The organism is Rhodobacter sp. SY28-1, from assembly GCF_005222785.1.
Classification (GTDB): Bacteria; Pseudomonadota; Alphaproteobacteria; order Rhodobacterales; family Rhodobacteraceae; genus Tabrizicola.
Map to the genome: position 1 here is coordinate 251,421 of NZ_STGH01000003.1, position 25,278 is coordinate 276,698.

Consider the following 25,278-nt stretch of genomic DNA (forward strand, 5'->3'; position numbering starts at 1 on the left):
CATCGACGAGCGGCCCCGGAGAGCGGCCTAGTCCTCGGCCATCACCTGCGCCAGATGGTCGATGAAGACGCGCAGACGGGCGGTTACCGACTGTGCCGAAGGGTAGACGAAGTAGATCGCCTTCCGCGGTGTGGACCAGTCCGGCAGGACGCGCACCAGCCGTCCGGCGGCAATGTCGGGTCGGGCGACGATGCCGGGCAGGGCGGCCACACCCGCGCCCGCAACCACCGCATCCCGCACCGCCAGGTGTGAGCCAAGCCGCAGGGGCGGCTGGTAGGGCAGGACGACCTCTTCGCTGCCGTTCTGCAAAGGCAGGCCGCCGGGCCAGGGGGCGGCAAGGCCGACGAGATCGAAGTGCGCCAGATCTTGCGGATGGCGCAACGTCTCCAGCCCCGGCAGATCGGGGGCGGCAACCATCATCGCCTGACCATGCGACAGCCGACGAGCGACCTGCGTCGAATCCTCCAGCGGGCCGAACCGGATGCAGCCGTCGAAACCCTCCTCCAGCAGGTCGGGCGCGCGATCCAGGAAATGCACCTCCAGCGTCACGTCTGGGTGCAGCTTGCGGAACCCGGCGGCAATCGCGCCCAACAGCACGTTGCCGAAGCTTTGCGGCACCGCCAGCCGCAGATGCCCGCGCGGGGTGCCGCCGGATTCGCCAAGCGCGCGGCGGATGTCCTCGGCCTCGCCCAGAAGGCGGTCGGCGCGGGCGGCCAGCACCTCGCCCTCCTGCGTGGCGCGCAGCGTGCGGGTGGACCGCTCGATCAGCCGCACGCCAAGATGGCTTTCCAGATCGGCGACGCGCTTGGACAGGGTCGATTTCGGGATCCGCAGCGCCAGGGCGGCGGCAGAGAAGGAGCCTTCGCGCAGCACGGTGCGAAAGCCGCGCAGGGCAGAGAGGTCGAGATCATTGTCCATGATTTTGGACACACCTTGCAAGAATGGCCATCTGGTGCAGGATCGTGGATTTTGACATCTTGCGCAAGACAAGATGAAGGAAATCACATGGACCAGGTAGAGACAGCACCGCAAAGCCGCGCGGTGACATTCGCCGTTCTGGGTCTGGCCTCGATGACGATCATGGCGAATGCCACGGTCGCCTCGTCCTTGCCGGGTCTGAGCGAGCATTTCACCGACATTCCCCATATCGACACGCTGGCCGGGCTGATCGTGACGCTGCCCTCGCTGGCCATCGTGCTGTCGGCGGGCGTGATGGGCGTGCTGATCGACCGCTGGGACCGGCAGAAGCTGCTGCTGCTGACCGCCGCTCTCTATGCCATCGGCGGGACCTCGGGGCTGTGGGCGGAAAGCCTGTGGGGGATGCTGGCCGGGCGGCTGGCGTTGGGGCTGGGGGTGGCGGGGACGATGAACCTTGGCATGACCTGGGCATCGGACCTGTGGCAGGGCCCGGCGCGGGCGCGGTTCCTGGGCATGCAGGGGGCGGCCATTTCCGCGGCCGGGATCGTCTTCATGCTCTTGGGCGGGCTACTGGCCAGCTACCACTGGCGCGGGGCCTTTGCCGTTTACGCCCTGATCTTGCCGATCTCGGCGCTGGCCTATCTGGCTCTTGGCCCGCATGCCCGGCGCATCGCGGCGGAACGCGACCGGCCCCGTCCTGCGCAGTCCACCGCCGACCGCTTTCCCTGGTCGGCCTATGCCTTCATCGCACCACTCGCATTCCTGTTCCAGGCCGCCTTCTACATCACGCCCACCCGCCTGCCTTTCCATCTGGAGGCACTTGGGGTCACCAGCCCGCTGGTCGTCGGTGCGCTGATGGCGGCGCTGGTCACGGTTTCGGCCCCGGTGTCGCTGATGTATGGCCGAATCCGGTCACGGCTGTCGGCGATGACGATCTTTGGCCTGTCCTTCGTGCTGATCGGGCTGGGCTTGGTGTGCCACGCCCTGGCGAGCGACTGGCACGGGGTCCTGGCCGGGTCGCTGATCGCGGGTCTGGGCATGGGCATCTCGATGCCGAACTACACGACCTGGTTCATGGCACGCGTTCCCGCCAGCATGCGGGGCCGGGCGTCGGGCCTGCTGACCACGGCCTTCTTCCTGGGCCAGTTTGCCTCGCCGCTCGTCTCGGCCCCGCTGGTGGCCTGGTTCGGGCTGGCCGGAACCTTCGCGGTCATCGGGACGACGCTGGTCATGCTGGGTGTCGGGCTGTGGATCGCGCAGGGGCTGCGCCCGGAACCGACCGCCCTGGAAGCATAACGACAACGGGCGGCCCTGTTGGGCCGCCCGTTTCAATCCACAGCCGGTGTTGACCTTAACTGCGCGCGTCCGAGACGAAATCGCGCATCACGTCCAAAGGTGCATAGCCGCGCATCACCATGTCCTTCAGCACAAAGGCCGGCGTCCCGGTGATCTCCATCTGGGTCGCGAGTTCATGGTTGTCCTGGATGACCTGCATCACCGCGGCCGAGTTCATCCGCTCGAGGATCGGCTGCGCCTCAAGCCCCAGATCGGTGGCCAGCCGCGACAACGATTCCGGCGACGGCTCGCCCCGCAGCGTCATCAGCGCGTCATGCGCCTTGTCATAGGCCTCGGGCCCGTGCAGTTGCAGGACTGCGATCGCAAACTGCGACGAGATCAGGGAGGCTTCGCCCAGGATCGGGAACTCTTTGACAACAAAGCGGATATTGCCATCGGTCTTGATCAGCTCTGCGACTTCGGCATAGGCCTGACGGCAGTAGCCGCAGCGGTAATCCATGAACTCGACCAAGGTGATGTCGCCGTTCGGATTGCCGCCGACCCAGTCGTTGGGATTGTTGAAGATCACGTCGTTCAGCGACGAAACCATCTGTACGTCGCGCAGCAAGGCGGCTTCCTGCTCGCGCGCCTGCAGGATGTCCATCGCCTCGATCAGCACCTCGGGGTTTTCCAGAAGATAGGCCCGCACCTCGTCCCGGAAGGCCGACCGCTCGGCATCGGTCATCTTGGGGGCGACGGGTTCTTCGGCAAAGGCAGGGAGACTGGCAAGGCCTGCGATCAGGCCAAGGGCGAGGCGGTTCATGGGGTCTCCTGCGGGTGGGAATGCGGTGCGCAGGATAGGGGCGGGGGCGAGACGTGACAAGCCGCTCGCCGCTTTGTGATCCCGGGCGCATGTTGTCGGGGGGCAACGGCGGCCTTTGCCCGCAAGTCACGGAATTTACTTCCGCGCGGCGCGGGGGGATAAGGCTGCGATGATCCTTCTGCGCCCCGTCTTCCTGCTGTTGATGCTGCTTCTGGCCCTGCCGCTGCGGGCCGAAGGGCTGTCGGCGCTGGCGCGGGTCGATCCGATGCGCTCGGCCCTGGTCGCGACGGGCACGGGGCTGGAACTGCGCCTCGCGCTCAGCCAGCCGGTGCCCTGGCGGGTGCGGATGCTGGACAATCCGCCGCGCATGGTGATCGACACGCGCGAGATCGACTGGGCCGGGGCCGAGGTGCTGGCACTGGTACGGCCTGCCGTGGCGATGCGGGCGGGATCGTTCCGGCCGGGCTGGTCGCGGCTGGTGCTGGAACTTGACGGTCCGCACCGGGTGGACAAGGCCGAGATGACGACCGGCGCGACACCGCGGCTGAACCTGGTGCTGGTGCCGACCGATGCTGCCAGCTTTGCCGCCGAGGCTGCGCGGCCCGACCTGCCGGAATGGGGCCTGCCCGACGCGGCCGACCTTGCAGCGCCCGTGGCAGAAGGCGGCGGCCCGGTGGTCGTGGTGCTGGACCCCGGCCATGGCGGCATCGACCCCGGCGCCGAACGCGACGGGCAAAGCGAGGCGGCGCTGATGCTGACCTTTGCGCGCGAGTTGAAAGAGGCGCTGGTGCGCGACGGGCGGTTCCAGGTGGTCCTGACCCGCGACGACGACATCTTCGTTCCGCTGGAAACCCGCACCTCTGTCGCGCGAGAGGCCGGGGCGGACCTGTTCCTGTCGCTGCATGCCGATGCCCTGGCCGAGGGCGACGCGCAGGGGGCCACGGTCTATACGCTGGCCGAAGAGGCGTCGGACGCGGCCTCGGCGGCGCTGGCCGAACGGCATGACCGCGACGACCTTCTGGCGGGGGTGGACCTGTCCGAACAGGACGACGTGGTAGCCGAGGTGCTGATGGACATGGCGCGCACCGAAACCCAGCCCCGCACCGACCGGCTGGCCGCCGCTGTGGTAGGTGCGATCAAGGCGGCCGAATTGCGGATGCACCGCCATCCGCACCAGCAGGGGGGATTTTCCGTGCTGAAGTCCCCTGACATTCCCTCGGCGCTTCTGGAAGTGGGGTTCCTGTCCTCGGACCGGGACTTCAAGCGGCTGTCGGATCCCGCGTGGCGGGCCAAGCTGGCCGAGGCGGTGGTGCAGGGCATCATCGCCTGGTCGGTCGAGGATACGGCGCTGCGGGCGACGGCCAGCCCCTAAGGCATGCGAAAGCCTGCCTGCGCCGTGACTTGTGACTGGCCAAGGTTTTGACGTAGGCGCGCGTCTGCTATACTGCGGGACGAAATCAGAAAGGGTTGTGGGTGCTTCGGTTCGTCGGAAACGTGTTGGGCGGTGTCTTCTCCTTCGTCACGCTGGGGCTGGTCTTTGCCGCGCTGACGCTGGGCGGGATCTTCTTCATGTATTCCCGCGACCTTCCCAGCCACGAAAACCTTGCGCAGTACACGCCTGCCACGATCAGCCGGATCTATTCCGGCGAAGGCCGGATCATCGATGAATTCGCGCAGGAACGGCGGCTGTTCGTTGCTTCCGAGGATATCCCCGACCTGGTGAAGCAGGCCTTCATCAGTGCCGAGGACAAGAATTTCTATAAGCACCACGGTTACGACACCCGTGGCATGGTCGCGGCACTGATCGAGGCGGTGCAAAGCCGCGGCGAAAGCATGCGCGGGGCTTCGACCATCACCCAGCAGGTGATGAAGAACTTCCTCCTCGACGGCTCGCGGTCGGTCGAGCGGAAGATCAAGGAGATCATTCTTGCGACCCGGCTGGAGCAGACTCTGTCCAAGGACAAGATCCTGGAATTGTATCTGAACGAGATCTTTCTCGGCCAGAATTCCTATGGCGTCGCCGCGGCCGCGCAGACCTATTTCAACAAGCCGCTCAGTGCCCTCGCCCCGCATGAGGCGGCTATGCTGGCCGCCATGCCGCAGGCGCCGGGCAAATATCACCCGGTGACCGCCAAGGAGCGGGTGACCGAACGGCGCAACTATGTCCTGCGCGAGATGTGGCAGAACGGCTATATCGACGAGGCAACCTATCTGGCCGAAAAGGACATGCCGCTGCAGTCGGTGCAGAATGGCGACTTCGAGGCCTTCCGCGAGGCGCTGCCGCCGCGTGACTATTTCACCGACGAAATCCGCCGCCAGCTGTCGGGCGTCTTCGGCGAGCAGGAGTTCTTTTCGGGTGGCCTGACGATCCGGGCGACGGTCGATCCCGACATGCAGAAGGCCGCAGCGGAGGCCTTGCGCAAGGGGCTGGAGCAGTACGACCGGAACCAGGGCATCTGGCGCGGGACCGGCAAGACCATCCCGGCCGAGGTGCTGGGGTCCGAGGCCAGCTGGCGCGAGGCGCTGGCCAAGGTCGAGGTGCCGCGCGATGTCGAGGCCTGGTTCCCGGCAGTGGTGCTGGAAGTGGGCGAGAACGATGCCCGCATCGGTATCGAAGGGGTGATGGACGACGAGGATGGCCACTACATTCCGGCCGAGGACGTGACCTGGGCGCGCAAGCGGCTGGAAGGCGGCGAGTTGGGCCGCAGGGCAAAGGTCGCGGGCGATCTGGTGGCCGTGGGCGACGTTGTCCTTGTCCGCGCCGTGACCAACGACGACGGCACCTTCGCGCGCTGGTCGTTGCGCCAGGTGCCCGAGGTGCAGGGCGCCTTCATGGCGATGGACGTGAACACGGGCCGCGTCCTGGCGATGCAGGGCGGCTTCTCCTACCAGGATTCGGTCTTCAACCGCACCACGCAGGCCACTCGCCAGCCAGGGTCCAGCTTCAAGCCCTTCGTCTATGCCGCCGCACTCGACAGCGGGTTCACCCCGGCAACCATCGTCGTCGACGCGCCGATCGAGATCGACACGCCGCAGGGCCTGTGGACGCCCAAGAACGCTTCGGGCAAGTACTACGGACCGACCCCCTTGCGCACCGGGATCGAACAGTCGCGGAACCTGATGACCATCCGCATCGCGCAGGAAATCGGGATGCAGACCGTGGCGGGCTATGCCGAGCGTTTCGGGGTCTATGACCGGCTTGGGCCGTTCCTTGCGAATGCCCTTGGCGCGCAGGAGACCACGCTGTTCAAGATGGTTGCGGCCTATGCCATGTTCGCCAACGGGGGCGAACGGGTGGAGCCTACCCTGGTCGACCGGGTCCAGGACCGCTTCGGCAAGACGATCTACCGCCACGACCAGCGCGTCTGCGAGGATTGCGCCGACGCCAGCCTTCCGGCCGGGCAGGGGGTCCGCATCGACACCAACCGCGAGCGGGTGATGAACGCGATCACCGCCTACCAGCTGACCAGCATGATGCAGGGCGTGGTCCAGCGCGGCTCGGCCAGTCGTCTGAACCTGCCCGTCCCGATCGCGGGCAAGACCGGGACCACGAACGATGCCAAGGACGTCTGGTTCATCGGCTATTCCTCGAACATCGTCGCGGGCTGCTACATCGGCTTCGACCAGCCCCGGACGCTTGGCGAAAGCGCCTTTGGCGGCACGCTCTGCGTTCCCGTCTTCCAGGACTTCATGGAAACCGCGGTCAAGAAATACGGCGGGGGAGAGTTCAAGGTCCCGCCTGGCGGCTATTTCCGCAAGATCGACCGCTTTACCGGCCAGCCCCTGCCGGATGATGCCGCGGGCGACTATGTGGTGTCGGAATACTTCCGCGAGGGCGAGGATGCGCTGATCGGCCTAGGCCTCGTCGTCGACGGCGGCTTCGCGATGGGGGAAAACCTGCCGCTCTTCGCCTATGGCGAGGGCGAAGCACCCATCGACCAGGGCAAGACCGTCACCAACTCTGAAGGTCAACAGGTCATCGTGCCGAAGAAGGCCGATTTCGGCACCGTCTCGTCCGGCGGCCTTTACTGAACCACCCACAGCACCGGGGCCGCACCCTTGCCGGGGCGCGGCCTTCGCTTTATGACCGCCAGCGACTGAGTACAGGACCGATCCATGCGCGCCGAAACCCAAGGCAATGTCGAAGCCATCGAAAAGACGCTGAAACTGCTGGCCCAGCGGATGGATTGGGAAACCGCGCCGCACCGGCTTGAAGAATTCGATGCGATGATCGAATCCCCGGACCTGTGGAACGACCCGGCCAAGGCGCAAAAGCTGATGCGCGACCGCCAGGCTCTGCTGGACGCGGTCAACGCCTATAAGCTGATCTCGGGCGGGCTGAAGGACAACGTCGAGCTGATCGAACTGGGCGAGTTGGAAGGCGATGCCGAGATCGTCAAGGAAGCCGAGGCCGCGCTTTCGGACCTTGTGAAGGTCGCCGAGGCGAAAGAGCTCGAGGCGCTTCTGGACGGCGAGGCGGACGGCAACGACACTTTCCTCGAAATCAACGCGGGCGCAGGCGGCACGGAAAGCTGCGACTGGGCCAGCATGTTGGCGCGCATGTATGTCCGCTGGGCCGAGGCGCATGGCTTCACCGTGGAACTGCAGTCCGAAAGCGAAGGCGACGGCGCGGGGATCAAGTCGGCCAGCTACAAGATCAGCGGCAAGAACGCCTATGGCTGGCTGAAGACCGAGGCCGGGGTGCACCGGCTGGTCCGCATATCGCCTTATGATTCTGCCGCCCGCCGCCACACCAGCTTCTGCTCGGTCTGGGTCTACCCGGTCGTCGACGACAACATCGAGATCGACGTGCAGGACAAGGATATCCGCATCGACACCTTCAGGTCGTCGGGCGCGGGCGGCCAGCACGTCAACAAGACCGACTCCGCCGTGCGGATCACTCACTTCCCCAGCGGGATCGTGGTGACCTCGTCGCTCAAATCCCAGCACCAGAACCGCGACATCGCGATGAAGGCGCTGAAAAGCCGTCTCTACCAGATGGAACTGGACAATCGGAACGCCGCCATCAACGAGGCGCATGAGAACAAGGGCGATGCGGGCTGGGGCAACCAGATCCGCTCTTACGTCCTGCAGCCCTACCAGATGGTGAAGGACCTGCGGACCGGGTACGAGACCAGTGACACCCAAGGCGTGCTGAACGGCGACCTTGACGGGTTCATGGCGGCGACGCTGGCGCTGAACGCATCTGGCAAGAAGCGCGGCGAGATCGCCGACGTCGACTGACCCCGCAAGCCCCTTGCCTGACGCTTCGCAGCCCGCTTAATCTTTGGGCATGAGCGTTACGCACCCGCCCGCCACGCCCGAGATCAACCTGGTCGAGATGTCCGACCTGCGCGAAAGCCTTTACCTGGGCTGGCGCGATTTCAGGCGTGCGCCGCTTTTGGGGCTCGTGTTCTCGGCGGTCTATGTGCTGGGCGGCTGGTTGATCCTCTGGGCGATGACGGCCAAGGGTCAGCTTTGGTGGACCCTGCCTGCCAGCGCCGGGTTCCCGATCCTTGGCCCCTTCATCGCCTGCGGGTTCTACGAGATCTCGCGTCGACTGGAGGCAGGCGAGCCGCTGGTCGCATCCGAAATCTTCGGCGTGATCTTCCGGCAGAAGGACCGCCAGATCCCGGCGATGGCGGCGGTTATCGTGGTCTACTTCCTGTTCTGGAACTTCCTGTCGCACATGATCTTCGCGCTGTTCCTGGGCAACGCGGTGATGACGAACGTGTCCTCCTCGCTGGCGGTGTTCCTGTCGCCGCAGGGGCTGGCGATGCTGGCTTTCGGGACGGCGGTGGGCGCGGCCTTCGCGACACTTCTGTTCTGCCTGACCGTGGTCAGCCTGCCGATGCTTCTGGACCGCGAGGTGGATTTCGTCACCGCGATGCTGACCAGTTTCGCGCTGGTGCGCGAGAACCCGCGCGTCATGCTGTCCTGGGGCGCGCTGATTGCGGTGTGCCTGTTCGTCGGCATGATCCCGGGCTTCCTTGGCCTGTTCCTGGTCCTGCCCCTGTTCGGACACGCCAGCTGGCACCTCTACCGCCGCGCCATCACCTGACATCCGTCAACGGGTCGGGCGGGCCACCAGCAGCGCCAACACTGCGGCCAAGGCGGCCATCAGACTTGCAGTCAGCGCCACGGTTCCGAAGGCCGCACCGGTTGCCGCAAGGTGTTCGGCCGTGTCCCCGGTGACACCAAACCCCGGCGCGCCCGGCCCGTAGGCACTGGCCGCCATCCGGCCGAGAAGCGCCACCGCGATCAGCCCCGCGACCCGCGCCACGGCGTTGTTCACGCCCGAGGCCGCGCCCTGTTCGCCATCCTCCGCCCCCTGCATCGCCGCCGCCGTCAGGGGCGCGACAACCAGTCCCAGACCCAACCCCGCCAGCGCGGTGAAGGGCACGACATGGGTCCAGAATTGCCCGTCCGGCGCAAAGTGCCACAGGCCCGCATAGGCTATGGCCACCAGCGCCGACCCCACCGCCATCAAAGGCCCCGCGCCCCAACGGTCAGCCATTCGGCCCGCCGGGGCTGACATCACCCCGATCAGGATCGAGATCGGCAGAAAGGCCGCCGTCACCTCCAGCGCCGAGACGCCCCAGGCGGAAACGGCGGTCATCGGCAGGTAGAACATCACCCCGTTCAGCGCGAAATACAGAACGAAGGTCACCACGTTGGTCACCGCCAGCGTCCGGTTGCGGAACAGGCCCAGCCGCAGCATCGGGGCAGGGGCGATGGCCTCCCAGGCGACAAAGGCCAGAAGGCTGGCCATGGCGGCAGGCGCGACCCAGAGGGGGGCGGCTGCTTCCGTCAAGGCCCAAGCCATCAGACCCAGGCCCAGCGTCGCCAGAGCCGCACCGGGCAGGTCCACCCGGACCCCGGGCTTGCCGATGTCGCCGGGCGTGCGGCCATGCACCAGCCACAGCGCGATCAGCCCCAGCGGCAGGTTCAGCGCAAAGACCAGCCGCCAGCCAAGCTCGCCCCCCCAGGTGACGAACATGCCGCCCAGCACCGGCCCCAGCGCCGTCGTCAGGGTCGAGGCCGCCGCCCAGAGGCCAAGTGCCCGGCCCCGTTCATCGCGTGGATAGGCGCGCGAGACCATCGCCATCGACCCCGGCACCATCAGCGCAGCGCCGACGCCCTTGGCAGCGCGGGCGGCGATCATCTGTTCGGGCGTCAGTGCGAAGGCACAGGCCAGCGACCCGGCGACGAAGACCAGGATGCCCAACGAGAAGATGCGCGCGATGCCGAACCGGTCGCCCATCGCCCCGCCGACCAGCACCAGCGAGGACACGGCGAGAAGGTAGGAGGCGTTGATCCACTGCGCCTGCGGCAGGCTCGCCCCCAGCGCCTCGCGCATCGCGGGCAGGGCGATCGAGGTGACGGAAGAGTCGATGAAGCCCATCGACGAGGCCAGGATCGCGGCCCAGAGGATGATCCTGCGGTCGCCCTCTGCACAGAAGGAAACGGGCACCGGAGTGCCCTCCGATGCCCGCGAAAGCGTCATGGTCGGTCAGGCTTATTCGGCGTCGCTGGCCGCGGCAGGCGTGTCCAGGCGGACAGTCCCGGCAGGGGTGCGGCCATTGGCCAGCGGGTCTTCCTGCCGCTGGACCGAGCCTTCGAAATGCGCGCCGGACTCGATCGCGATGGTCTTGTGGATGATGTCACCCTCGACCCGTGCGGTCGAGGTGAGGCGGACTTTCAGGCCACGGACGCGCCCGATGACGCGCCCGTTGACGACGATGTCGTCGGCCACGATCTCGCCGCGGATGGTCGCGCTTTCGCCGACGGTCAGAAGATGCGCGCGGATGTCGCCTTCAACGGTGCCCTCGACCTGGATGTCGCCGGTGGTCCGCAGGTTGCCCACCACGGTCAGGTCCGACGACAGCACCGAGGCCCCCGCCTTGCCCTTCGGCGACGAGGGGGTGAAATCCATGCTGGGCTTGGTCATCGGGGTCTCCGGGGCTTTGGGCTTCTCGGCCTCGGCCTTCGGGCCCGGCTCGTTGATGCGGCTCTTAGAAAACATTCTTCGCTGCCTTTATGAAGGTCATCGGGTTTACCGCTTCACCGCCAAGGCGAACCTCGTAGTGAAGGTGTGTGCCGGTGGACCGGCCTGAATTGCCCATATCACCGATCCGGTCGCCGCGCGAGACCCTTTGGCCCACCTCGACCCGGATCTGGCTAAGATGCGCATACCGCGTCTCGACGCCGAAATCGTGCCGGATCTTGACCAGACGGCCATAGCCGTTGTCCCAGCCGGCATGCACGACGACCCCATCGGCAGTGGCGTAGATCGGGGTGCCATAGCTGCCCGCCATGTCGGTGCCCTCATGCATCCGGGTGCCTGCTCCCTTGGGGTCGCGGCGGTAGCCGAAGCCGGAGGTCCAGCGGAAACTGTCCTTGACCGGCATAGCGAAGGGCAGCTTGAAGGCCGCGATCCGGTACATGTTCATCCGGTCCAGCCCGCCCAGGATCGCATTGGCACGCACTTCTTCCGGCGACAGGACCCCGCCCGAGGTCGCGAACGAGATCGGCGTCAGCGGACCGCCCTGGCCGGAATAGCCATCACGGACCGCGCCGATCAGGTCGTCGGGCGACATTCCGGCCTCGCGGAACATGTTGTCCAGGGGTTCGACCGAAATCGTCAGCGCCTCTTCCAGCTTGGAGAAGATGGCGTCGTTGCGCATCTCCATCGCTTCCTTGGCGTCGGCGATCAGGCGGGCTTCCTCGCGTGCGGCCTCGGCTTCGGCAATCTCTTCGTTGCGCTCCTCGGCGGCATCGCCAAGCGCCCCGGTCAGGAATTCCAGCGTGGCAATGGTGTCCGCCGCGCGGCCGGCCTCGGAGGTGCCACCGCTTTGCTGGTTCAGCGCCAGCGTCACGCGCTCCACCTCGGCGCGGGCGGTGTCGCGCTCCTTGATCGTCTCGCGCAGGGTGTTCTGGATCGCCTCGATCCCGGTTTCCAACTCCCGCCGCCGGTCTTCGGACGCCAGAAGCCGTTCCTGCATCTCGGACACCTGGGTCAGGGCGATGTTGAACCGTTCCTGGGCGCGAACGGCTTCCTCGGCCCGCAGGTCGCGGTCTGACGACAGGGCGTTCAGCCGCTGTTCATACAGGGCCTGCTGGCGCACCGACTGTTCGCGTGCCGATCCGGCGCCAATGCTGTCCATCATGATCAGCGCGGTGGCGACAATGGTCCAGGCCAAGGCCAGGGTGCCGCCGACCAGCGCGATGATCTGGGTTGCCGGGCGCAGCCGGATAAAACGCGTCTCGGTATCGGATTTCAGGAAGAGCCGTTGTTCGGGAAAGTGCCGTTCCAGGCTTTGATGGAACCGATAGGCGAGGCGATTCAGCACGTTGGGGTCATCCGTTCATAGCCTTGGCAGAGGCTTCGCTACGTTACCCCAAGGCGAAGGCCCCGGGCTTGCCCTGATTAGCCAGCCCATTTCAGGGCCGCAACAATTTTGACCATATCCGGGGTTTTTCCGCGCGGGATAGGCTTTTCATCGGCAAGAAACCGCCGATTACTCCGCGCTTTCGGCCAGCGGCCAGTAGAAGTCGGGCGGCAGGCCCGCGTCGGCGCGCTTTTCCTCGTTGAAAGGGGGTTTCAGGGACCCGTGGAAATAGCGCCGCACCAGACGGTGAAACTCCTCCTTCGGATCGCTGCCCTCCCGGCCGCACAGCCAGTTGAACCATTTCGAGCCATAGGCCACATGGGCGACCTCCTCGGCATAGATCACCTCAAGCGCGGCCAGCGCCTGGGTCTGCCCGTGCTTGCGAAAGATCTCGATCATGCCGGGGGTCACATCCAGTCCCCGCGCCTCAAGCACCATGGGCACGACGGCAAGGCGGCCCAGAAGGTCCGTGGCGGTATCTTCGGCGGCGCGCCACATGCCGGCATGGGCGGGCAGGGCGCCGTAATGGCTGCCCATCGCTTCAAGACAGTCGCAGATCAGGTTGAAATGCTTGGCTTCCTCGTCCGCCGACTTCACCCAGTCGTCGTAGAATCCCATCGGCATCGGCTGGTCGGTAAAGCGGGCAATGATGTCCCAGTGCAGGTCGACCGCGTTCAATTCGATATGCGCCACGGCGTGGAGCAGCGCGATGCGGCCTTCGGAGGAACCGGGGCGGCGGCGCGGGACGTCCCTTGGGTCCAGAAGCTCGGGCCGGTCGGGCCGGGCCGGGCGCAGGGGCGGGGTGGCCTGGCCGATGAGCAGGGGCCGACCCGCCGCACGCGCAGCGAACCAGCGCGCGGCATGGGCGCGACCGAGCGCGGTCTTGGCACGGCCATCAGCGGTGGTCAGTACTTCCACCGCCATTTCCGCCAGGCTTTGCGTCATCGCACTGTCCCCCCAAAAGTCTTCGAAGACTTTTGCAAATTCCTTCGAAGGAATTTGGGCCCTATCTCACAATGCCTGCGCTGCCGCCAGAACCTCGTCGGCATGGCCCTTGACGCTGACCTTGTTCCAGACCCGCGCCACCTTGCCCGTCCCGTCTATCAGCACCGTCGTCCGCTCGATCCCCATGTAGGTCTTGCCGTACATGCTTTTCTCCAGCCAGACGCCGTAGTCCTCGCTGGTCGTCCCGGTCTCGTCCGAGGCCAGGATTATCCCGTCCAAGCCATGCTTCTTGCAGAACTTGTCATGGCTCTTCACGCTGTCCTTCGACAGGCCGATCACCGTGGTTCCGGCGGCGGTGAACTCGGCCTTACGGGCGTTGAAATCCTGCGCCTCCAGCGTGCAGCCGGGCGTGTCGTCCTTGGGGTAGAAATACAGCACCACCTTGCCCGGTCGCAGAGCCGACAGCGTCACGGTGCCGCCACCATCGCGTGGCAGGGTGAAATCGGGGGCGATCTGTCCTTGGGAAATCATGCGCGGCTCCTTGCCCGGTCGCGGGCGTGTCAGGGATTGTGACTTTCCATCTAGCGGATGATCCGCAAAGATAAAGATGCGTCGTGGGCTGGTTGGGCACGGCGGGCAAAGAACATGCCGCAAGGCAGGTCGGGGTAGCGAGGCAGAAGGCAGAAGATGCAGGACCAGTCGGCGGGGTTGGAAGACGGGGCCGGCCCCGTTGCCGCACCGCCGCGATCAAGGTTGCCGACGCTGCGCCTGAGCCGGGCAGAGCGCGGCCCGTCCGACATTGCGCCATCACCGCCGGTCAGACGCCCCCGCAGGCGGGGCCGCCTGAGTCTGACCGTGATCGTGACGCTGGTCGTGATGGCGCTGGCCTTCGGCTATCTGACGCTCTCCTATACCGGCAAGACGCTGCGCCTGCCGACCTGGAGCGTGGCCGAAATCGAGGCGCGGCTGAACGAAAGCCTTGACGGCGCGCGGTTGCCGAAAGGGTCGGCCCTGTCGCTTGGCGCGGTGGAACTGGCGGTCGACAGCGACTTCGTCCCGCGCTTCCGGATGCAGGACATCCGGCTGATCGCCAGCACGGGCCGGTCGCTTCTGACCCTGCCCGAGGCGTCCTTGTCCTTCGATCCGACCTCGCTTCTGTCGGGCAAGATCCGACCCAGCCATGTGCGCCTGACCGGGGCCCGCATCGCCGTCCGCCGGGATGCGGCGGGCCGGATCGACCTGCAGTTCGAGGGGCGCACCCCGGCTGCCGGACCAAGGGACGCCGCGGCCGTGCTCGCGGCGGTGGAACGGCTGTTTGCAAGCCCGACGTTCGCCTCGCTGCAGACGATCGAGGCCGAAGGCCTGACCCTGAACCTGACCGACGACCGCGCCGGGCGCAGCTGGCAGGTCGGAGACGGCCGTCTGGTCATCGAAAACGGCGCGACTGCGATTTCCGCCGAATTGGGGCTGACGCTGCTGGACGGGGCCGATCCGGCGCAGGCCGTGCTGACACTTGTGTCCGACAAGGATGCCGAAACGGCCCGGCTTGCCGCCAAGGTCGACAACATCGCCGCGACCGACCTTGCCGCGATGGCCCCGCCACTGGCGTTCCTGGCCTTCGTCGATGCGCCGATCTCGGGCCGGCTGGAGGCGCGGCTGGATGACGCCGGCAGCTTTGCCAGCCTGTCGGGCACTCTTGGCTTTGGCGCCGGAAGCCTTGCCCCGGGCCGGGGTGCGCGACCTGTGGCCTTTGACAGGGCCTCGCTCTCGCTCAGCTATGATCCCTTCGCCGCCCGGATCGACCTTGCCAACCTGTCGGTCGAAAGTGCCTCGCTGCGGCTGACGGCCCGCGGGCATGGCGACCTGCTGGACGCCTTGGGCGCGCCCGTGGTGCCCGGCGCGCTGCCCGACAGCATCCAGACACAGATCGCCTTCGACAGGGTGATGGTCGACCCCGAGGGCCTGTTCGAAGCGCCGGTCCGCTTCAACCAGGGCGCCCTCGACCTGCGGTTGCGCCTAGACCCGTTCCGGATGGACATCGGCCAGTTGTCGCTGGTCGAAGGCGACGAACGCCTCCTCCTCTCCGGCTCGGTCGCGGCCGAGGAGGCAGGCTGGGGCGGGGCGCTGGACCTGTCGCTGAACCAGATCGCGACCGAGCGGCTTCTGAAGGTCTGGCCGGTCTCGGTCGTGCCGAGGACCCGGGTCTGGTTTGCCGACAACGTGGGGCAGGGGCAGCTGACTGACGTGCAGGCGGCCCTGCGGCTGGAACCCGGCGGGCAGCCGCAGTTCAACCTGTCCTACGAATTCTTCGATACCGAGGTCCGCTTTGTGCGCACCCTGCCGCCGATCCTGAACGGGCGCGGCCATTCCACGCTGGACAACAAGACCTACCTTGTCGCGCTGGACCAGGGCCATGTCATCGCGCCCGAGGGGGGGCGGATCGAGGCGGACGGGACCGTCTTCCAGATCCTCGACATCACCCAGCGCCCGGCGACGGCCAAGGTCGATCTTGTCACTTCGGCCAGCCTGACCGCCACGCTGTCGCTTCTGGACCAGGAACCGTTCAGCTTCTTTTCCAAGGCCGGGCAACCCTACAACCTCGGCGACGGGCGCGCCGAGCTTCAGGCCACGATCCTGATGCCGATGAAGCCGAAGATCCCCTTCGAAGAGGTGAACTTCACCGTCGCCGGGACGATCCGCGACTTCACCTCGCCCGTGCTGGTGCCGGGCCGCATCCTGACCGCGCCGGAGGTGGCCGTGGCGGTCAATACCGACGGGTTGCAGCTGGCTGGCAAGGGCAAGCTTGACCTGATGCCCGTCGACCTGACCTACCTGCAGGGCTTCGGGCCGGAACAGAAGGGACGCGCCCGGGTCAACGGGACGGTGATGCTGTCCGACGCCGTCCTGCGCGACTTCGGGGTCGAACTGCCCGCCGGATCGGTCAGGGGCGAGGGGCCAGCGGCGATTGACGTGGCCATGGTCAAGGACGAACCCCCGCAGCTGACCCTGACCTCGAATCTGACCGGCCTTGCCCTGCGGCTGGATGCGCTTGGCTGGTCGAAGGGGGCCACGGCCAAGGCCGCGCTTGACCTGGAGGCGACGCTGTCCCGCCAACCGGTGGTGGAGCGTCTGACCCTGAAGGCCGCGGGGCTGGACGCGCGGGGTCGGATCACCACGCGGGAGAACGGCGGGCTCGACAAGGCCGAATTCGACCGGGTGGTCGCGGGCGACTGGCTGGACGCCCCCGTCACGCTGACCGGGCGCGGAAAGGGAGCCGCGGTCGATGTCGCGCTGACTGGCGGCACGCTGGACATGCGCAGGATGCCCGAAGGCGACAGTGGCGCCGGGGGCGGCGGGCCGATCAGGGTTCGCCTTGATGCGCTGCGGATTTCCGAAGGCATCCGGCTGACCGACTTCCGCGGCGATTTCGGATCGAATGGCGGGTTCAACGGGACCTTCACCGCAGGGGTCAACGGCAGCGCCGAGATCGCGGGTGTCGCTGCGCCGGCCAAGTTTGGCACCGCCGTCCGCATCACCTCGCAGAACGCAGGCGCGGTGATGGCCGCGGCAGGCATCTTCGATCAGGGGCGCGGCGGGACCTTGGACATGACGATGGTTCCGCGCGGTCCCAAGGGCGAATACAGCGGCAAGGCGACCTTCACCCGCCTGCGCGTGCAAGGTGCGCCCGCACTGGCCGAGCTTTTGTCCGCGGTATCTGTCGTGGGCCTGCTGGAACAGATGAACGGCGAAGGCCTTGCCTTCAACAACGGCGAAGTCTCGTTCATCCTGTCGCCGAAGGCCGTCGAGATCACGCAAGGTTCGGCGGTCGGGGCCTCGCTTGGCATTTCCTTTGCAGGCCTCTATCTGACCGGCAGCGGGCGGATCGACCTTCAGGGGGTGATCTCGCCGATCTATCTGGTGAACGGGGTGGGACAGATCCTGACACGGCGCGGCGAGGGGCTCTTCGGCTTCAACTACCGGCTGACCGGGACGACCGCCGATCCCAATGTGTCGGTCAACCCGCTGTCGGTGCTGACCCCGGGCATGTTCCGCGAACTGTTCCGCCAGCGCCCGCCGAACCTGAAGGACGCCGAAGGGGATACGGGCGGATGAAGCTGGACGATTTCGACTTTGACCTGCCGGAGGGCCTGATCGCCACTCGGCCGGCCCGGCCCCGCACGTCGGCGCGGCTGCTGCTGGCCGAGGGCGACCGGATCAGCGACCGGCATGTCTCCGATCTGGTGGACATCTTCCGTCCCGGCGACCGTCTGGTCCTGAACAACACCAGGGTCCTGCCCGCGCGCCTCTTCGGCACCCGCCAGCGCGGCGAGGCCGTAGCGAAGGTCGAGGTCACGCTTCTGGAACCCCAGCCCAGGGGCTGGCGCGCCCTGGCCAAGCCCCTGCGGAAGGTCCAGCCGGGCGAGGTGATCCGCTTCTCTGACCGTCTGTCTGCCACCGTGGCCGAGAAGACGGAAACCGACCTGACGCTGGCCTTCGACCTGACCGGCGAGGATTTCGATGCCGCCTTGGCCGAGGCAGGCGTGATGCCGCTGCCGCCCTATATCGCCGCCAAGCGCGCGGCGGATGACCAGGACCGCACCGACTACCAGACGGTCTTTGCCCGCCATGCCGGGGCCGTTGCCGCGCCGACCGCCTCGCTGCATTTCGACGAGGATCTTCTCAAGACCCTTGCCGCCAAAGGGGTCGAGTTCACCGAAGTCACCCTGCATGTCGGCGCGGGAACCTTCCTGCCGGTCAAGGTTCAGGACGTGACCACCCACCGGATGCACGCCGAATGGGGCCGGGTCTCGGCGGCCGCGGCCGAGGAGATCAACGCGACCAAACGGGCAGGGGGCCGGGTAATCCCGGTCGGCACCACCGCGCTCCGCCTGATCGAAAGTGCGGCCGACGAGGAGGGCGTCCTGCACCCCTATGAGGCCGCGACCGACATCTTCATCTATCCCGGCTATCGTTTCCGGGTCACCGATGCGCTGATGACCAACTTCCACCTGCCGAAATCGACGCTGGTGATGCTGGTCTCGGCCCTGATGGGCGAGGCGCGCATCCGCGAAATCTATGCCCATGCGATCCGCGAAGGGTATCGCTTCTTCAGCTATGGCGACAGCTCGCTTCTGATCCCTAACGGGTGAAGACGAAGCCCTGCCAGTCGCCCCGGTCCCGCCCGCGCGGGGCAAGGTCCAGCGCCGCCCGGTCGCAGGCCTTGAAGCCGCAGGACAGAAGCAGCCGTGCCGAGGCCCGGTTTTCGGGGTGCACGCGCGCGGTGATCCGGGTGATCTGCGGCTTGCGAAGGGCCAGCCGATCCAGGAACCGCTGCACCATCTGCCGTCCCAGCCCCTTGCCGCGATGGGCTGCGCCGATCCAGTAACTCAACTCGCCCGTGTCGGGCGTCACGCCATATTCCAGGCGGACCTGGCCGATGGGCTGGCCGCCCAGCGTCGCGACCCGGACCTTGTGATGGCCGCCTTCGGTCGACAGCGCGATCAGGGCCCGCGCCGTGTCGTCATTGAGGGCCGCGGGCCGATCCTCCAACATCCAGGTCCAAAGGCCGGGGTCGGACATCAGGGCGCGATAGACGGCCAGGTCATCCTCGACCCAGACCCGCAGGGTCAGTGCGGGGTCCTTGTGGTAGACCGGCGTGCCACCGATCTGCTTGTGCAGCGGAATTGCGCCCACCTGCCAAGAGAGTGGCGCGGCGAGGTCTTCGTCCTCCTCCGGGACATAGTGGACCCAGCCCTGCTGGAGCGGACAATAGGCAAGATCGGCACCAACGACGCGGGCTTCTTCCAACTCGCGCGCATCCAGGACACCGTCAAATCGTTTGCGAAGATCGTTGCCGTGCCGTGCCATACGTCCTCCAGAAGAATGCTGATTTACTATGATCCCGCAGATGGGAAGGCGGTTGGGGATTTCAACAGGCCAAACCGGAAACAATCGCGTGCGGCTTGCCAGAGCGGGGGAGTTCGGGCAGGGAACAGGACAAAGCAGGGAAAGGACGAAGCATGAGCTACCTTGCCGTCAAGGCCATCCTCTCCGGGCTTCTCATCGCGGCGATTTCCCAGATCGCCCTGCGCAGTCCCGGCTTTGCCGCGCTGGTGGCGTCACTGCCCCTGGTGTCGATCCTGGGGATGATCTGGCTCTGGAACGATACGCGCGACGGCGCCCGGATCGCCTCGCATTCCGAGGCGACGTTCTGGTATGTCCTGCCTTCGCTGCCGATGTTTCTGCTGGTGCCCTGGCTGATGCGGCAGGATGTCGGCTTTTGGCCCGCGCTGTCGCTTGGCTGCGCCCTGACGGTCGCGCTGTACTTCGGTCTGATGTGGCTGGCACCCCGCTTCAACCTTCCGCTCTGAAAAGGCTCCGCCCATGCTGAAGGTTCTCACCCAATCCTGGCCGCTCTTGATGGGCGTCATGCTTCTGATGGTCGGCAACGGCATCCAGGGCACGCTTCTGGGCATCCGCGGCAATATCGAGGGCTTCACGACCTATCAGCTGTCCTATGTGATGGCCGCCTATTTCCTGGGCTTCCTCTTCGGCTCCTGGGCTGCGCCCCGGATGATCCGCCGGGTGGGCCATGTCCGGGTCTTTGCCGCCCTCGGCTCGCTGATTTCGGCGATTCTGGTGATCTATCCGGTCTACCCGGACTGGGTCATCTGGACCCTGCTGCGCGTCTTCGCGGGCTTCTGCTTTTCCGGCATCTACATCACCGCCGAAAGCTGGATCAACAACACCGCCAGCAATGACACCCGCGGCCAGGCGTTGTCGGCCTACATGATCGTGCAGATGATCGGCATCATCGCCTCCCAGGTGCTGCTGAACCTGCCCGACCCCTCGGGCTTTGCCTTGTTCATCCTGCCTTCCGTGCTGGTGTCGCTGGCCTTCATGCCGATCCTCCTTGCCCCCACGCCCGCGCCCGCCTTCGATTCCACCCGCCGCCTTTCCTTCCGACGGCTCTTCACAATCTCCCCGCTCGGCTGCGTCGGGATGCTGCTGACCGGCGGCGTCTTCTCGGCGATGTTCGGCATGGCCTCGGTCTGGGGCGCGCAAGAGGGACTGACGCTGGGTCAGATCTCGATCTTCGTCGGTGCGCTTTATGTCGGCGGCCTGGTCCTGCAGTACCCGATCGGCTGGGCCTCGGACCGGATGGACCGCCGGACGCTCATCATGGGTCTATCGGCCGTTGCAGCGGTTGTCATGACCCTTGCGGCCTTCGTTCCCTTGCCCTTCCCGGCCTATGTCGGCGTCGCCCTGATCCTTGGCGGCATCACCAACCCGGTCTATGCGCTGCTCATCGCCTACACGAACGACTTCCTGTCGCGCGAACAGATGGCGGGCGCCTCGGCCGGTCTCATCTTCCTCAACGGTTTTGGCGCGATCTTCGGACCCACCTCGACCGGCTGGGTGATGGAGCAGATCGGCCCCTCGGGCTTCTTTCTCTTCATCGGCATCCTCTACGCCGCCCTTGCCGGTTACGCGGTCTACCGCATGACCCGCCGGGCCTCCCCCACCGTCTCCGGCGCGTTCCGCGGCGTCACCCCCGGCGCCTCGCCCCTCGCGGTCGAGGCCGTGCTGGACGAGGCCGTTAAGGAAGATCCCCCGCCCGGGACCGCCACCTGAGATCGGTGGTTGCGATATCGGCCAATCCCTGCAAGGCTTTGCCTGACGCAGGGAGGAAACCGATGTCCGATCCGATCGAGCTTCTGGACTTCTGGCTGCATGAGATCGGGCCGGACGGCTGGTACGCGGGCGGGGAAGAGATCGACACTCTCTGTCGCGATCGGTTCGAGGATCTCTGGCAAGCCGCCCATGACGGAGGCCTCGACCATTGGGTCGACGGCACCGTGGGCACGCTGGCCTACCTGATCCTGACCGACCAGATCCCGCGCAACATCCATCGCGGCACCGCGCTCGCCTTCGCCACCGACGCCCGCGCCCGGGCCGCCGCCCGCAAGGCGCTTGAGGCGGGCTGGGACATGAACGCCCCGGAACCCGAACGCCAGTTCTTCTACATGCCGTTCGAGCATTCCGAGGACCCCGCCGATCAGGCTCTGTCGGTGCAGCTTCTGACCGAACGGCTGGCCTCGGATCCCGAAATGGCGCTGCACGCCCGCGCGCATCAAGAGGTCATCGCCCGCTTTGGCCGCTTTCCGACCCGCAACGAGGCGCTGGGGCGGGCCAGCAGTGCCGAGGAACAGACTTACCTCGCTGACGGGGGCTACATGGCCGTCGTCAACCGGCTGAAAAGCCATGCATCCGGTGCATAGGGCCACGGCAAGGCCAGTGTTGCTTGAGGATTTCAGATAGTTTAATGGCAAACTACTTTTTCTGGAGGAGGGAAAGATGGCTGCCCAAAGCTTCGACGTAATCGTGATCGGTGCCGGACCGGGGGGCTATGTTGCCGCCATCCGTGCCAGCCAGCTTGGCCAGAAGGTCGCCATCGTCGAACGGGAACACCTGGGCGGCATCTGCCTCAACTGGGGTTGCATCCCGACCAAGGCGCTTCTCCGCAGTGCCGAGGTCTTCCACCTGATGCATCGCGCCAAGGAATTCGGCCTTTCCGCGCAAGGCATCGGCTACGACCTGCCCGCCGTTGTGGCGCGGTCTCGCGCCGTCGCGAAGCAGCTGTCGGGCGGCATCGGCCATCTGATGAAGAAGAACAAGGTTACCGTCTTCATGGGCGCGGCCACCCTGCCGAAGAAGGGCACCGTTTCGGTCAAGACCGACAAGGGCACGGAAGAGCTGACCGCGAAGTCGATCATCCTCGCCACCGGTGCGCGGGCGCGGGAACTGCCGGGGCTGGAGGCGGACGGCGATCTCGTCTGGTCCTACAAGCATGCCCTCGTCGCCGCGCGGATGCCGAAGAAGCTGCTGGTGATCGGCTCGGGCGCCATCGGCATCGAATTCGCCAGTTTCTTCAACACCTTGGGCGCCGATACCACGGTTGTCGAAGTGATGGACCGCATCCTGCCGGTGGAAGACGCCGAAATCTCCGCCTTCGCCAAGAAGTCCTTCGTCAAGCAGGGGATGAAGATCCTGGAAAAGGCCGCGGTCAAGAAGCTGGACCGCAAGCCGGGCGTCGGTGTGACTGCCCATATCGAGCAGGACGGGAAAGTCACCACGCAGGAGTTTGACACCGTCATCTCTGCCGTGGGCATCGTCGGCAACGTCGAAAACCTCGGCCTCGAAGCCCTGGGCGTGAAGATCGACCGCACCCATGTCGTCACGGACGAATACTGCCGCACTGGCGTCGAGGGTCTTTATGCCATCGGCGACATCGCCGGCGCGCCCTGGCTTGCGCACAAGGCAAGCCATGAGGGCGTTATGGTTGCCGAACTGATCGCGGGCGGCCATCCGCATCCGATCAAGCCGAACTCCATCGCGGGCTGCACCTATTGCCATCCGCAGGTCGCCAGCGTCGGCCTGACGGAAGCCAAGGCGAAAGAGGCTGGCTATACGGTGAAGGTCGGCCGTTTCCCCTTTCTCGGCAATGGCAAGGCCATCGCTCTGGGTGAAAGCGAAGGCATGATAAAGACCGTCTTCGACGCTAATACGGGGGAGCTTCTGGGCGCCCACATGGTTGGCGCGGAAGTGACCGAGCTGATCCAGGGCTATGTCGTCGGCCGCAGCCTTGAGACGACCGAGGAAGACCTGATGAACACCGTCTTCCCGCACCCGACCCTGTCTGAAATGATGCACGAAGCCGTGCTCGACGCCTACGGACGCGCGCTGCACATCTAGTCAGCTGAAGCCGATCATCCGCCCCGCGACCAGCGCCGCGCTCCACAGCAGAAGCGAGGCCAGCGCCGCCGGGGCGGAAAGTTCCCCGGCCCGCAGGTGCCAGGCGGCATTGGCCAGGGCCAGGGCAATCAGCGCCAGCTTGGCCTGGAACCAGCGGTTGCCGACATAATCCCCGGCCTGGGCGATGAACAGCAGCGCACCACAGCCCGCCGCCAGCACCAGCCCGGACACGGCATAGGGTCTCAGCGCGCGGATCGTCGCCCTTCCGGCCCGGCGGTCGCCAAGCGAGGTCACCGCCATCGGCACCACCGTCCCGAACAGAAGCGCGATTCCCGCGATATGCCCCGAACTGACCAGCGGATAAGTCCAGCGCGACCTGCGCAGATGCTCGGCCAGGGTGCTCGCTTCCAGGGTCTCGATCAAAGTCACGACCGGTCAGGGTAAAGATCGTAGGTCACGCCGCCCAGGATCAGCCGTTCCGCCTTCATCACCAGCTGCGCGGGATCAGCCGAGCGGTGGCCACGCGCCACGATCTCGACCCCCGGGGCCAGCATGTCATCAGTTATCCCTGCCTGATCGTTCCGCCAGGGCTGGCCGACCTCGACCGTCCAGACCTCTCCTGCCGCGTCCACGGTCAGCAGGCCGTGCGGATTGCCCAACTCGGCGGCGGTGACGATCCCGCTCAACTCGAACTCGCCATCGTCGGTCCAGCGCCAGCCGTGATGGGCAAGGGCAGGGGTGGCCAGGGTCAGGATTGCAGCGAGAAGCAGGCGTCGGCTGAGCATGGCGGGGTCCTTCCGTGCTGGGGTCCCGTCAAAGGTAGTGCGGGATGTCGCCGCGTCCCACGTCACAACCGCGTGACGGGTCGCTGCGGCCGGGGATTGGCCGCTGATCCGGAATGTCGTATCGGTGGGCCGGGTATCCAGGGCATGGCCGACGAATGCGCTCACTGAACCGGGTGGTGATGCAGAAGGAAAGCCGGGACTGGATCTCTGGTCTTGGCCCCGAACGGCTGGACGTGCTGGAACTGTCGGGGAAGTGGGGCGAGTCCTTCCCCTTCCGCAGCTATCAGGCGCTGAACCGCTGGAAATTCGATCCCTGCAAGGGGCCGATGCTGGATGGCAACGGCAAGGTCATCCGCTTTGACCTGATCCTCGCCAACCAGGTGTGGGAACATCTGGATCGCCCCTATGCCGCGACGCGCAACATCTACCGGATGCTGCGCAAGGGCGGCTGGTTCTGGGTCGCGGTCCCGTTCTTCGCGCCGTTCCACGGCGCCCCAGTCGACTGTTCGCGCTGGACTGCGCGGGGGCTGAAGAACCTGCTGGTCGAGGCTGGGTTCGAGGCGGACCGGGTGCAGTCCTTCCAATGGGGCAACCGCCACGTCGCGCAGCGCAATCTTGAGGTCCCCTGGCCGCCCGTCTTGCGCGACGACGACGACCTGACCAATGACCCCGAGTTTCCGGTCGTTGCCTGGGCGATGGCGCAGAAGGACTGACGCCTCCTCCTGCGCCTTCGGCGTTGCGTCGGAGAGCGCAGCGAGGAGCGACGAAGTCGACGAGGAGCGGCCCGTTAGTAATCCGGTGGCTCCCCGCAACTCCCCAACTGGTCGCCCAGCATCCGCGTGAACAGCGCATCCCGCACCAGCCCTGCCTCGTGCAGGAACTGTGCCTGCACCCGATAGGCCTCGGCCTCCAGCGCGGCTGGGCAGGGCGCGCGGCTGTCCGCCCCCTCGGCGAACTGGGCGGCGTAGACCATTTCGTGCAACAGGAAGCTTTGCCCATAGGCCGTGGTCAGGTCCAGGTCCGGGGCCAGCTCGATCCGCCCGGTCTCGGGGAAATAGGCCCCGGCCTGAGAGCGCATTCCCGGCAGACCCTCCAGTGCCGCAAAGCCGATCTCGGGGCAGGGGACCGGCTGGTAGTCCGTGGTATCGACCAGCGCAAGATTCAGCTTGGCCACCAGCGGGCACAGGTCCGCGGCCCGGACCGATGGGGCCAGCAGGACGGGGGCCAGAAGCAGGATGGCAGCAAGGGGCTTCATGAAACCCATGCTGCAGCTTCATGAAAACTTTGCAAGCCTGACATGAAGCTGTGCAGCCACGTTTTGTGACGTGGGTGCCGCCTGGCCGGAAAGCGAAAATCCGGATGTTGAGACTCTCCTGACGCGCGC

General features: G+C 66.3%; 23 protein-coding genes. 12 read left to right on the forward strand and 11 right to left on the reverse strand.

Annotation, left to right across the window (positions count from 1 at the left end; translation table 11 throughout):
* Nucleotides 1-27 precede the first annotated feature (27 nt).
* Complete coding sequence (locus tag E8M84_RS15325; RefSeq protein WP_170971961.1) at nucleotides 28-918, reverse strand: LysR family transcriptional regulator; 891 nt, start codon at nucleotides 916-918, stop codon at nucleotides 28-30.
* An 87-nt stretch (nucleotides 919-1,005) separates the two neighbouring features.
* Between E8M84_RS15325 and E8M84_RS15330 the strand changes: the two genes are divergently transcribed.
* Entirely contained in the window at nucleotides 1,006-2,214 is a 1,209-nt protein-coding gene (locus E8M84_RS15330; protein ID WP_170971962.1) for an MFS transporter, read from the forward strand.
* 55 nt (nucleotides 2,215-2,269) lie between these two features.
* Here E8M84_RS15330 and E8M84_RS15335 read toward each other — a convergent pair whose 3' ends face one another.
* Nucleotides 2,270-3,016 carry a DsbA family protein gene (locus tag E8M84_RS15335; RefSeq protein WP_137112089.1) on the reverse strand — a complete coding sequence of 249 codons (747 nt, stop codon included), beginning with the start codon at nucleotides 3,014-3,016 and terminating at the stop codon, nucleotides 2,270-2,272.
* A 169-nt stretch (nucleotides 3,017-3,185) separates the two neighbouring features.
* Between E8M84_RS15335 and E8M84_RS15340 the strand changes: the two genes are divergently transcribed.
* From E8M84_RS15340 to E8M84_RS15355, 4 genes are all read left to right on the forward strand, one after another.
* Nucleotides 3,186-4,388 carry an N-acetylmuramoyl-L-alanine amidase gene (locus tag E8M84_RS15340; RefSeq protein WP_137112090.1) on the forward strand — a complete coding sequence of 401 codons (1,203 nt, stop codon included), beginning with the start codon at nucleotides 3,186-3,188 and terminating at the stop codon, nucleotides 4,386-4,388.
* A gap of 101 nt (nucleotides 4,389-4,489) precedes the next feature.
* A complete protein-coding gene (locus tag E8M84_RS15345; RefSeq protein WP_137112091.1) occupies nucleotides 4,490-7,048 on the forward strand; it encodes a penicillin-binding protein 1A in 2,559 nt (852 codons plus the stop codon).
* Between the two features lie 84 nt (nucleotides 7,049-7,132).
* A complete protein-coding gene (gene prfB, locus E8M84_RS15350; RefSeq protein ID WP_137112092.1) occupies nucleotides 7,133-8,260 on the forward strand; it encodes a peptide chain release factor 2 in 1,128 nt (375 codons plus the stop codon).
* 49 nt (nucleotides 8,261-8,309) lie between these two features.
* The gene (locus E8M84_RS15355) at nucleotides 8,310-9,077 is read left to right on the forward strand and encodes a DUF2189 domain-containing protein (protein WP_137112093.1); all 768 of its coding nucleotides are present in this window, start codon (nucleotides 8,310-8,312) and stop codon (nucleotides 9,075-9,077) included.
* Nucleotides 9,078-9,083: 6 nt separating this feature from the next.
* Here E8M84_RS15355 and E8M84_RS15360 read toward each other — a convergent pair whose 3' ends face one another.
* The 5 genes from E8M84_RS15360 to E8M84_RS15380 form a co-directional block, all read right to left on the reverse strand.
* Entirely contained in the window at nucleotides 9,084-10,490 is a 1,407-nt protein-coding gene (locus E8M84_RS15360; RefSeq protein WP_240790412.1) for an MFS transporter, read from the reverse strand.
* A gap of 45 nt (nucleotides 10,491-10,535) precedes the next feature.
* Nucleotides 10,536-11,042, reverse strand: a complete 507-nt coding sequence (locus E8M84_RS15365) for a polymer-forming cytoskeletal protein (RefSeq protein ID WP_137112095.1) — start codon at nucleotides 11,040-11,042, stop codon at nucleotides 10,536-10,538.
* Nucleotides 11,032-12,369 carry a M23 family metallopeptidase gene (locus E8M84_RS15370; protein WP_137112096.1) on the reverse strand — a complete coding sequence of 446 codons (1,338 nt, stop codon included), beginning with the start codon at nucleotides 12,367-12,369 and terminating at the stop codon, nucleotides 11,032-11,034. Before E8M84_RS15370 ends, E8M84_RS15365 begins: the two co-directional genes overlap by 11 nt.
* A 168-nt stretch (nucleotides 12,370-12,537) precedes the next feature.
* Entirely contained in the window at nucleotides 12,538-13,353 is an 816-nt protein-coding gene (locus tag E8M84_RS15375; RefSeq protein WP_137112097.1) for a ferritin-like domain-containing protein, read from the reverse strand.
* A 66-nt stretch (nucleotides 13,354-13,419) separates the two neighbouring features.
* Entirely contained in the window at nucleotides 13,420-13,884 is a 465-nt protein-coding gene (locus E8M84_RS15380) for a peroxiredoxin (protein WP_137112098.1), read from the reverse strand.
* A 156-nt stretch (nucleotides 13,885-14,040) separates the two neighbouring features.
* Here E8M84_RS15380 and E8M84_RS15385 point away from each other — a divergent pair, with 156 nt between their 5' ends.
* Both E8M84_RS15385 and queA read left to right on the forward strand, forming a co-directional pair.
* Nucleotides 14,041-17,466 (forward strand): AsmA-like C-terminal region-containing protein, encoded by a 3,426-nt coding sequence (locus E8M84_RS15385; protein WP_137112099.1) that lies wholly within the window; start codon nucleotides 14,041-14,043, stop codon nucleotides 17,464-17,466.
* On the forward strand, nucleotides 17,463-18,503 hold the full coding sequence (queA, locus tag E8M84_RS15390; protein ID WP_137112100.1) for a tRNA preQ1(34) S-adenosylmethionine ribosyltransferase-isomerase QueA: 1,041 nt from the start codon (nucleotides 17,463-17,465) through the stop codon (nucleotides 18,501-18,503). The genes E8M84_RS15385 and queA overlap by 4 nt, the downstream gene beginning before the upstream one ends.
* On the opposite strand, the gene E8M84_RS15395 is transcribed toward queA, so the two are convergent.
* A complete protein-coding gene (locus tag E8M84_RS15395; protein ID WP_137112101.1) occupies nucleotides 18,493-19,221 on the reverse strand; it encodes a GNAT family N-acetyltransferase in 729 nt (242 codons plus the stop codon). The genes queA and E8M84_RS15395 overlap by 11 nt on opposite strands.
* A 152-nt stretch (nucleotides 19,222-19,373) precedes the next feature.
* Here E8M84_RS15395 and E8M84_RS15400 point away from each other — a divergent pair, with 152 nt between their 5' ends.
* From E8M84_RS15400 to lpdA, 4 genes are all read left to right on the forward strand, one after another.
* Nucleotides 19,374-19,724 carry a DUF3147 family protein gene (locus E8M84_RS15400; protein WP_137112102.1) on the forward strand — a complete coding sequence of 117 codons (351 nt, stop codon included), beginning with the start codon at nucleotides 19,374-19,376 and terminating at the stop codon, nucleotides 19,722-19,724.
* Nucleotides 19,725-19,737: 13 nt separating this feature from the next.
* Nucleotides 19,738-20,988, forward strand: a complete 1,251-nt coding sequence (locus E8M84_RS15405; RefSeq protein ID WP_137112103.1) for an MFS transporter — start codon at nucleotides 19,738-19,740, stop codon at nucleotides 20,986-20,988.
* Nucleotides 20,989-21,050: 62 nt separating this feature from the next.
* The gene (locus E8M84_RS15410) at nucleotides 21,051-21,635 is read left to right on the forward strand and encodes a DUF924 family protein (RefSeq protein ID WP_137112104.1); all 585 of its coding nucleotides are present in this window, start codon (nucleotides 21,051-21,053) and stop codon (nucleotides 21,633-21,635) included.
* Nucleotides 21,636-21,711: 76 nt separating this feature from the next.
* On the forward strand, nucleotides 21,712-23,109 hold the full coding sequence (lpdA, locus tag E8M84_RS15415) for a dihydrolipoyl dehydrogenase (RefSeq protein WP_137112105.1): 1,398 nt from the start codon (nucleotides 21,712-21,714) through the stop codon (nucleotides 23,107-23,109).
* Here lpdA and E8M84_RS15420 read toward each other — a convergent pair whose 3' ends face one another.
* Entirely contained in the window at nucleotides 23,110-23,532 is a 423-nt protein-coding gene (locus E8M84_RS15420; RefSeq protein WP_240790413.1) for a hypothetical protein, read from the reverse strand.
* 2 nt (nucleotides 23,533-23,534) lie between these two features.
* Nucleotides 23,535-23,894 carry a DUF6152 family protein gene (locus E8M84_RS15425; RefSeq protein WP_137112107.1) on the reverse strand — a complete coding sequence of 120 codons (360 nt, stop codon included), beginning with the start codon at nucleotides 23,892-23,894 and terminating at the stop codon, nucleotides 23,535-23,537.
* A 155-nt stretch (nucleotides 23,895-24,049) separates the two neighbouring features.
* Here E8M84_RS15425 and E8M84_RS15430 point away from each other — a divergent pair, with 155 nt between their 5' ends.
* Nucleotides 24,050-24,607 (forward strand): class I SAM-dependent methyltransferase, encoded by a 558-nt coding sequence (locus tag E8M84_RS15430; protein WP_137112108.1) that lies wholly within the window; start codon nucleotides 24,050-24,052, stop codon nucleotides 24,605-24,607.
* Nucleotides 24,608-24,681: 74 nt separating this feature from the next.
* Here the strand turns inward: E8M84_RS15430 and E8M84_RS15435 are convergent, their stop codons facing one another.
* Nucleotides 24,682-25,149, reverse strand: coding sequence for a DUF6647 family protein (locus E8M84_RS15435; protein WP_137112109.1), 468 nt, complete (start codon nucleotides 25,147-25,149; stop codon nucleotides 24,682-24,684).
* Between the last annotated feature and the right edge of the window lie 129 nt (nucleotides 25,150-25,278).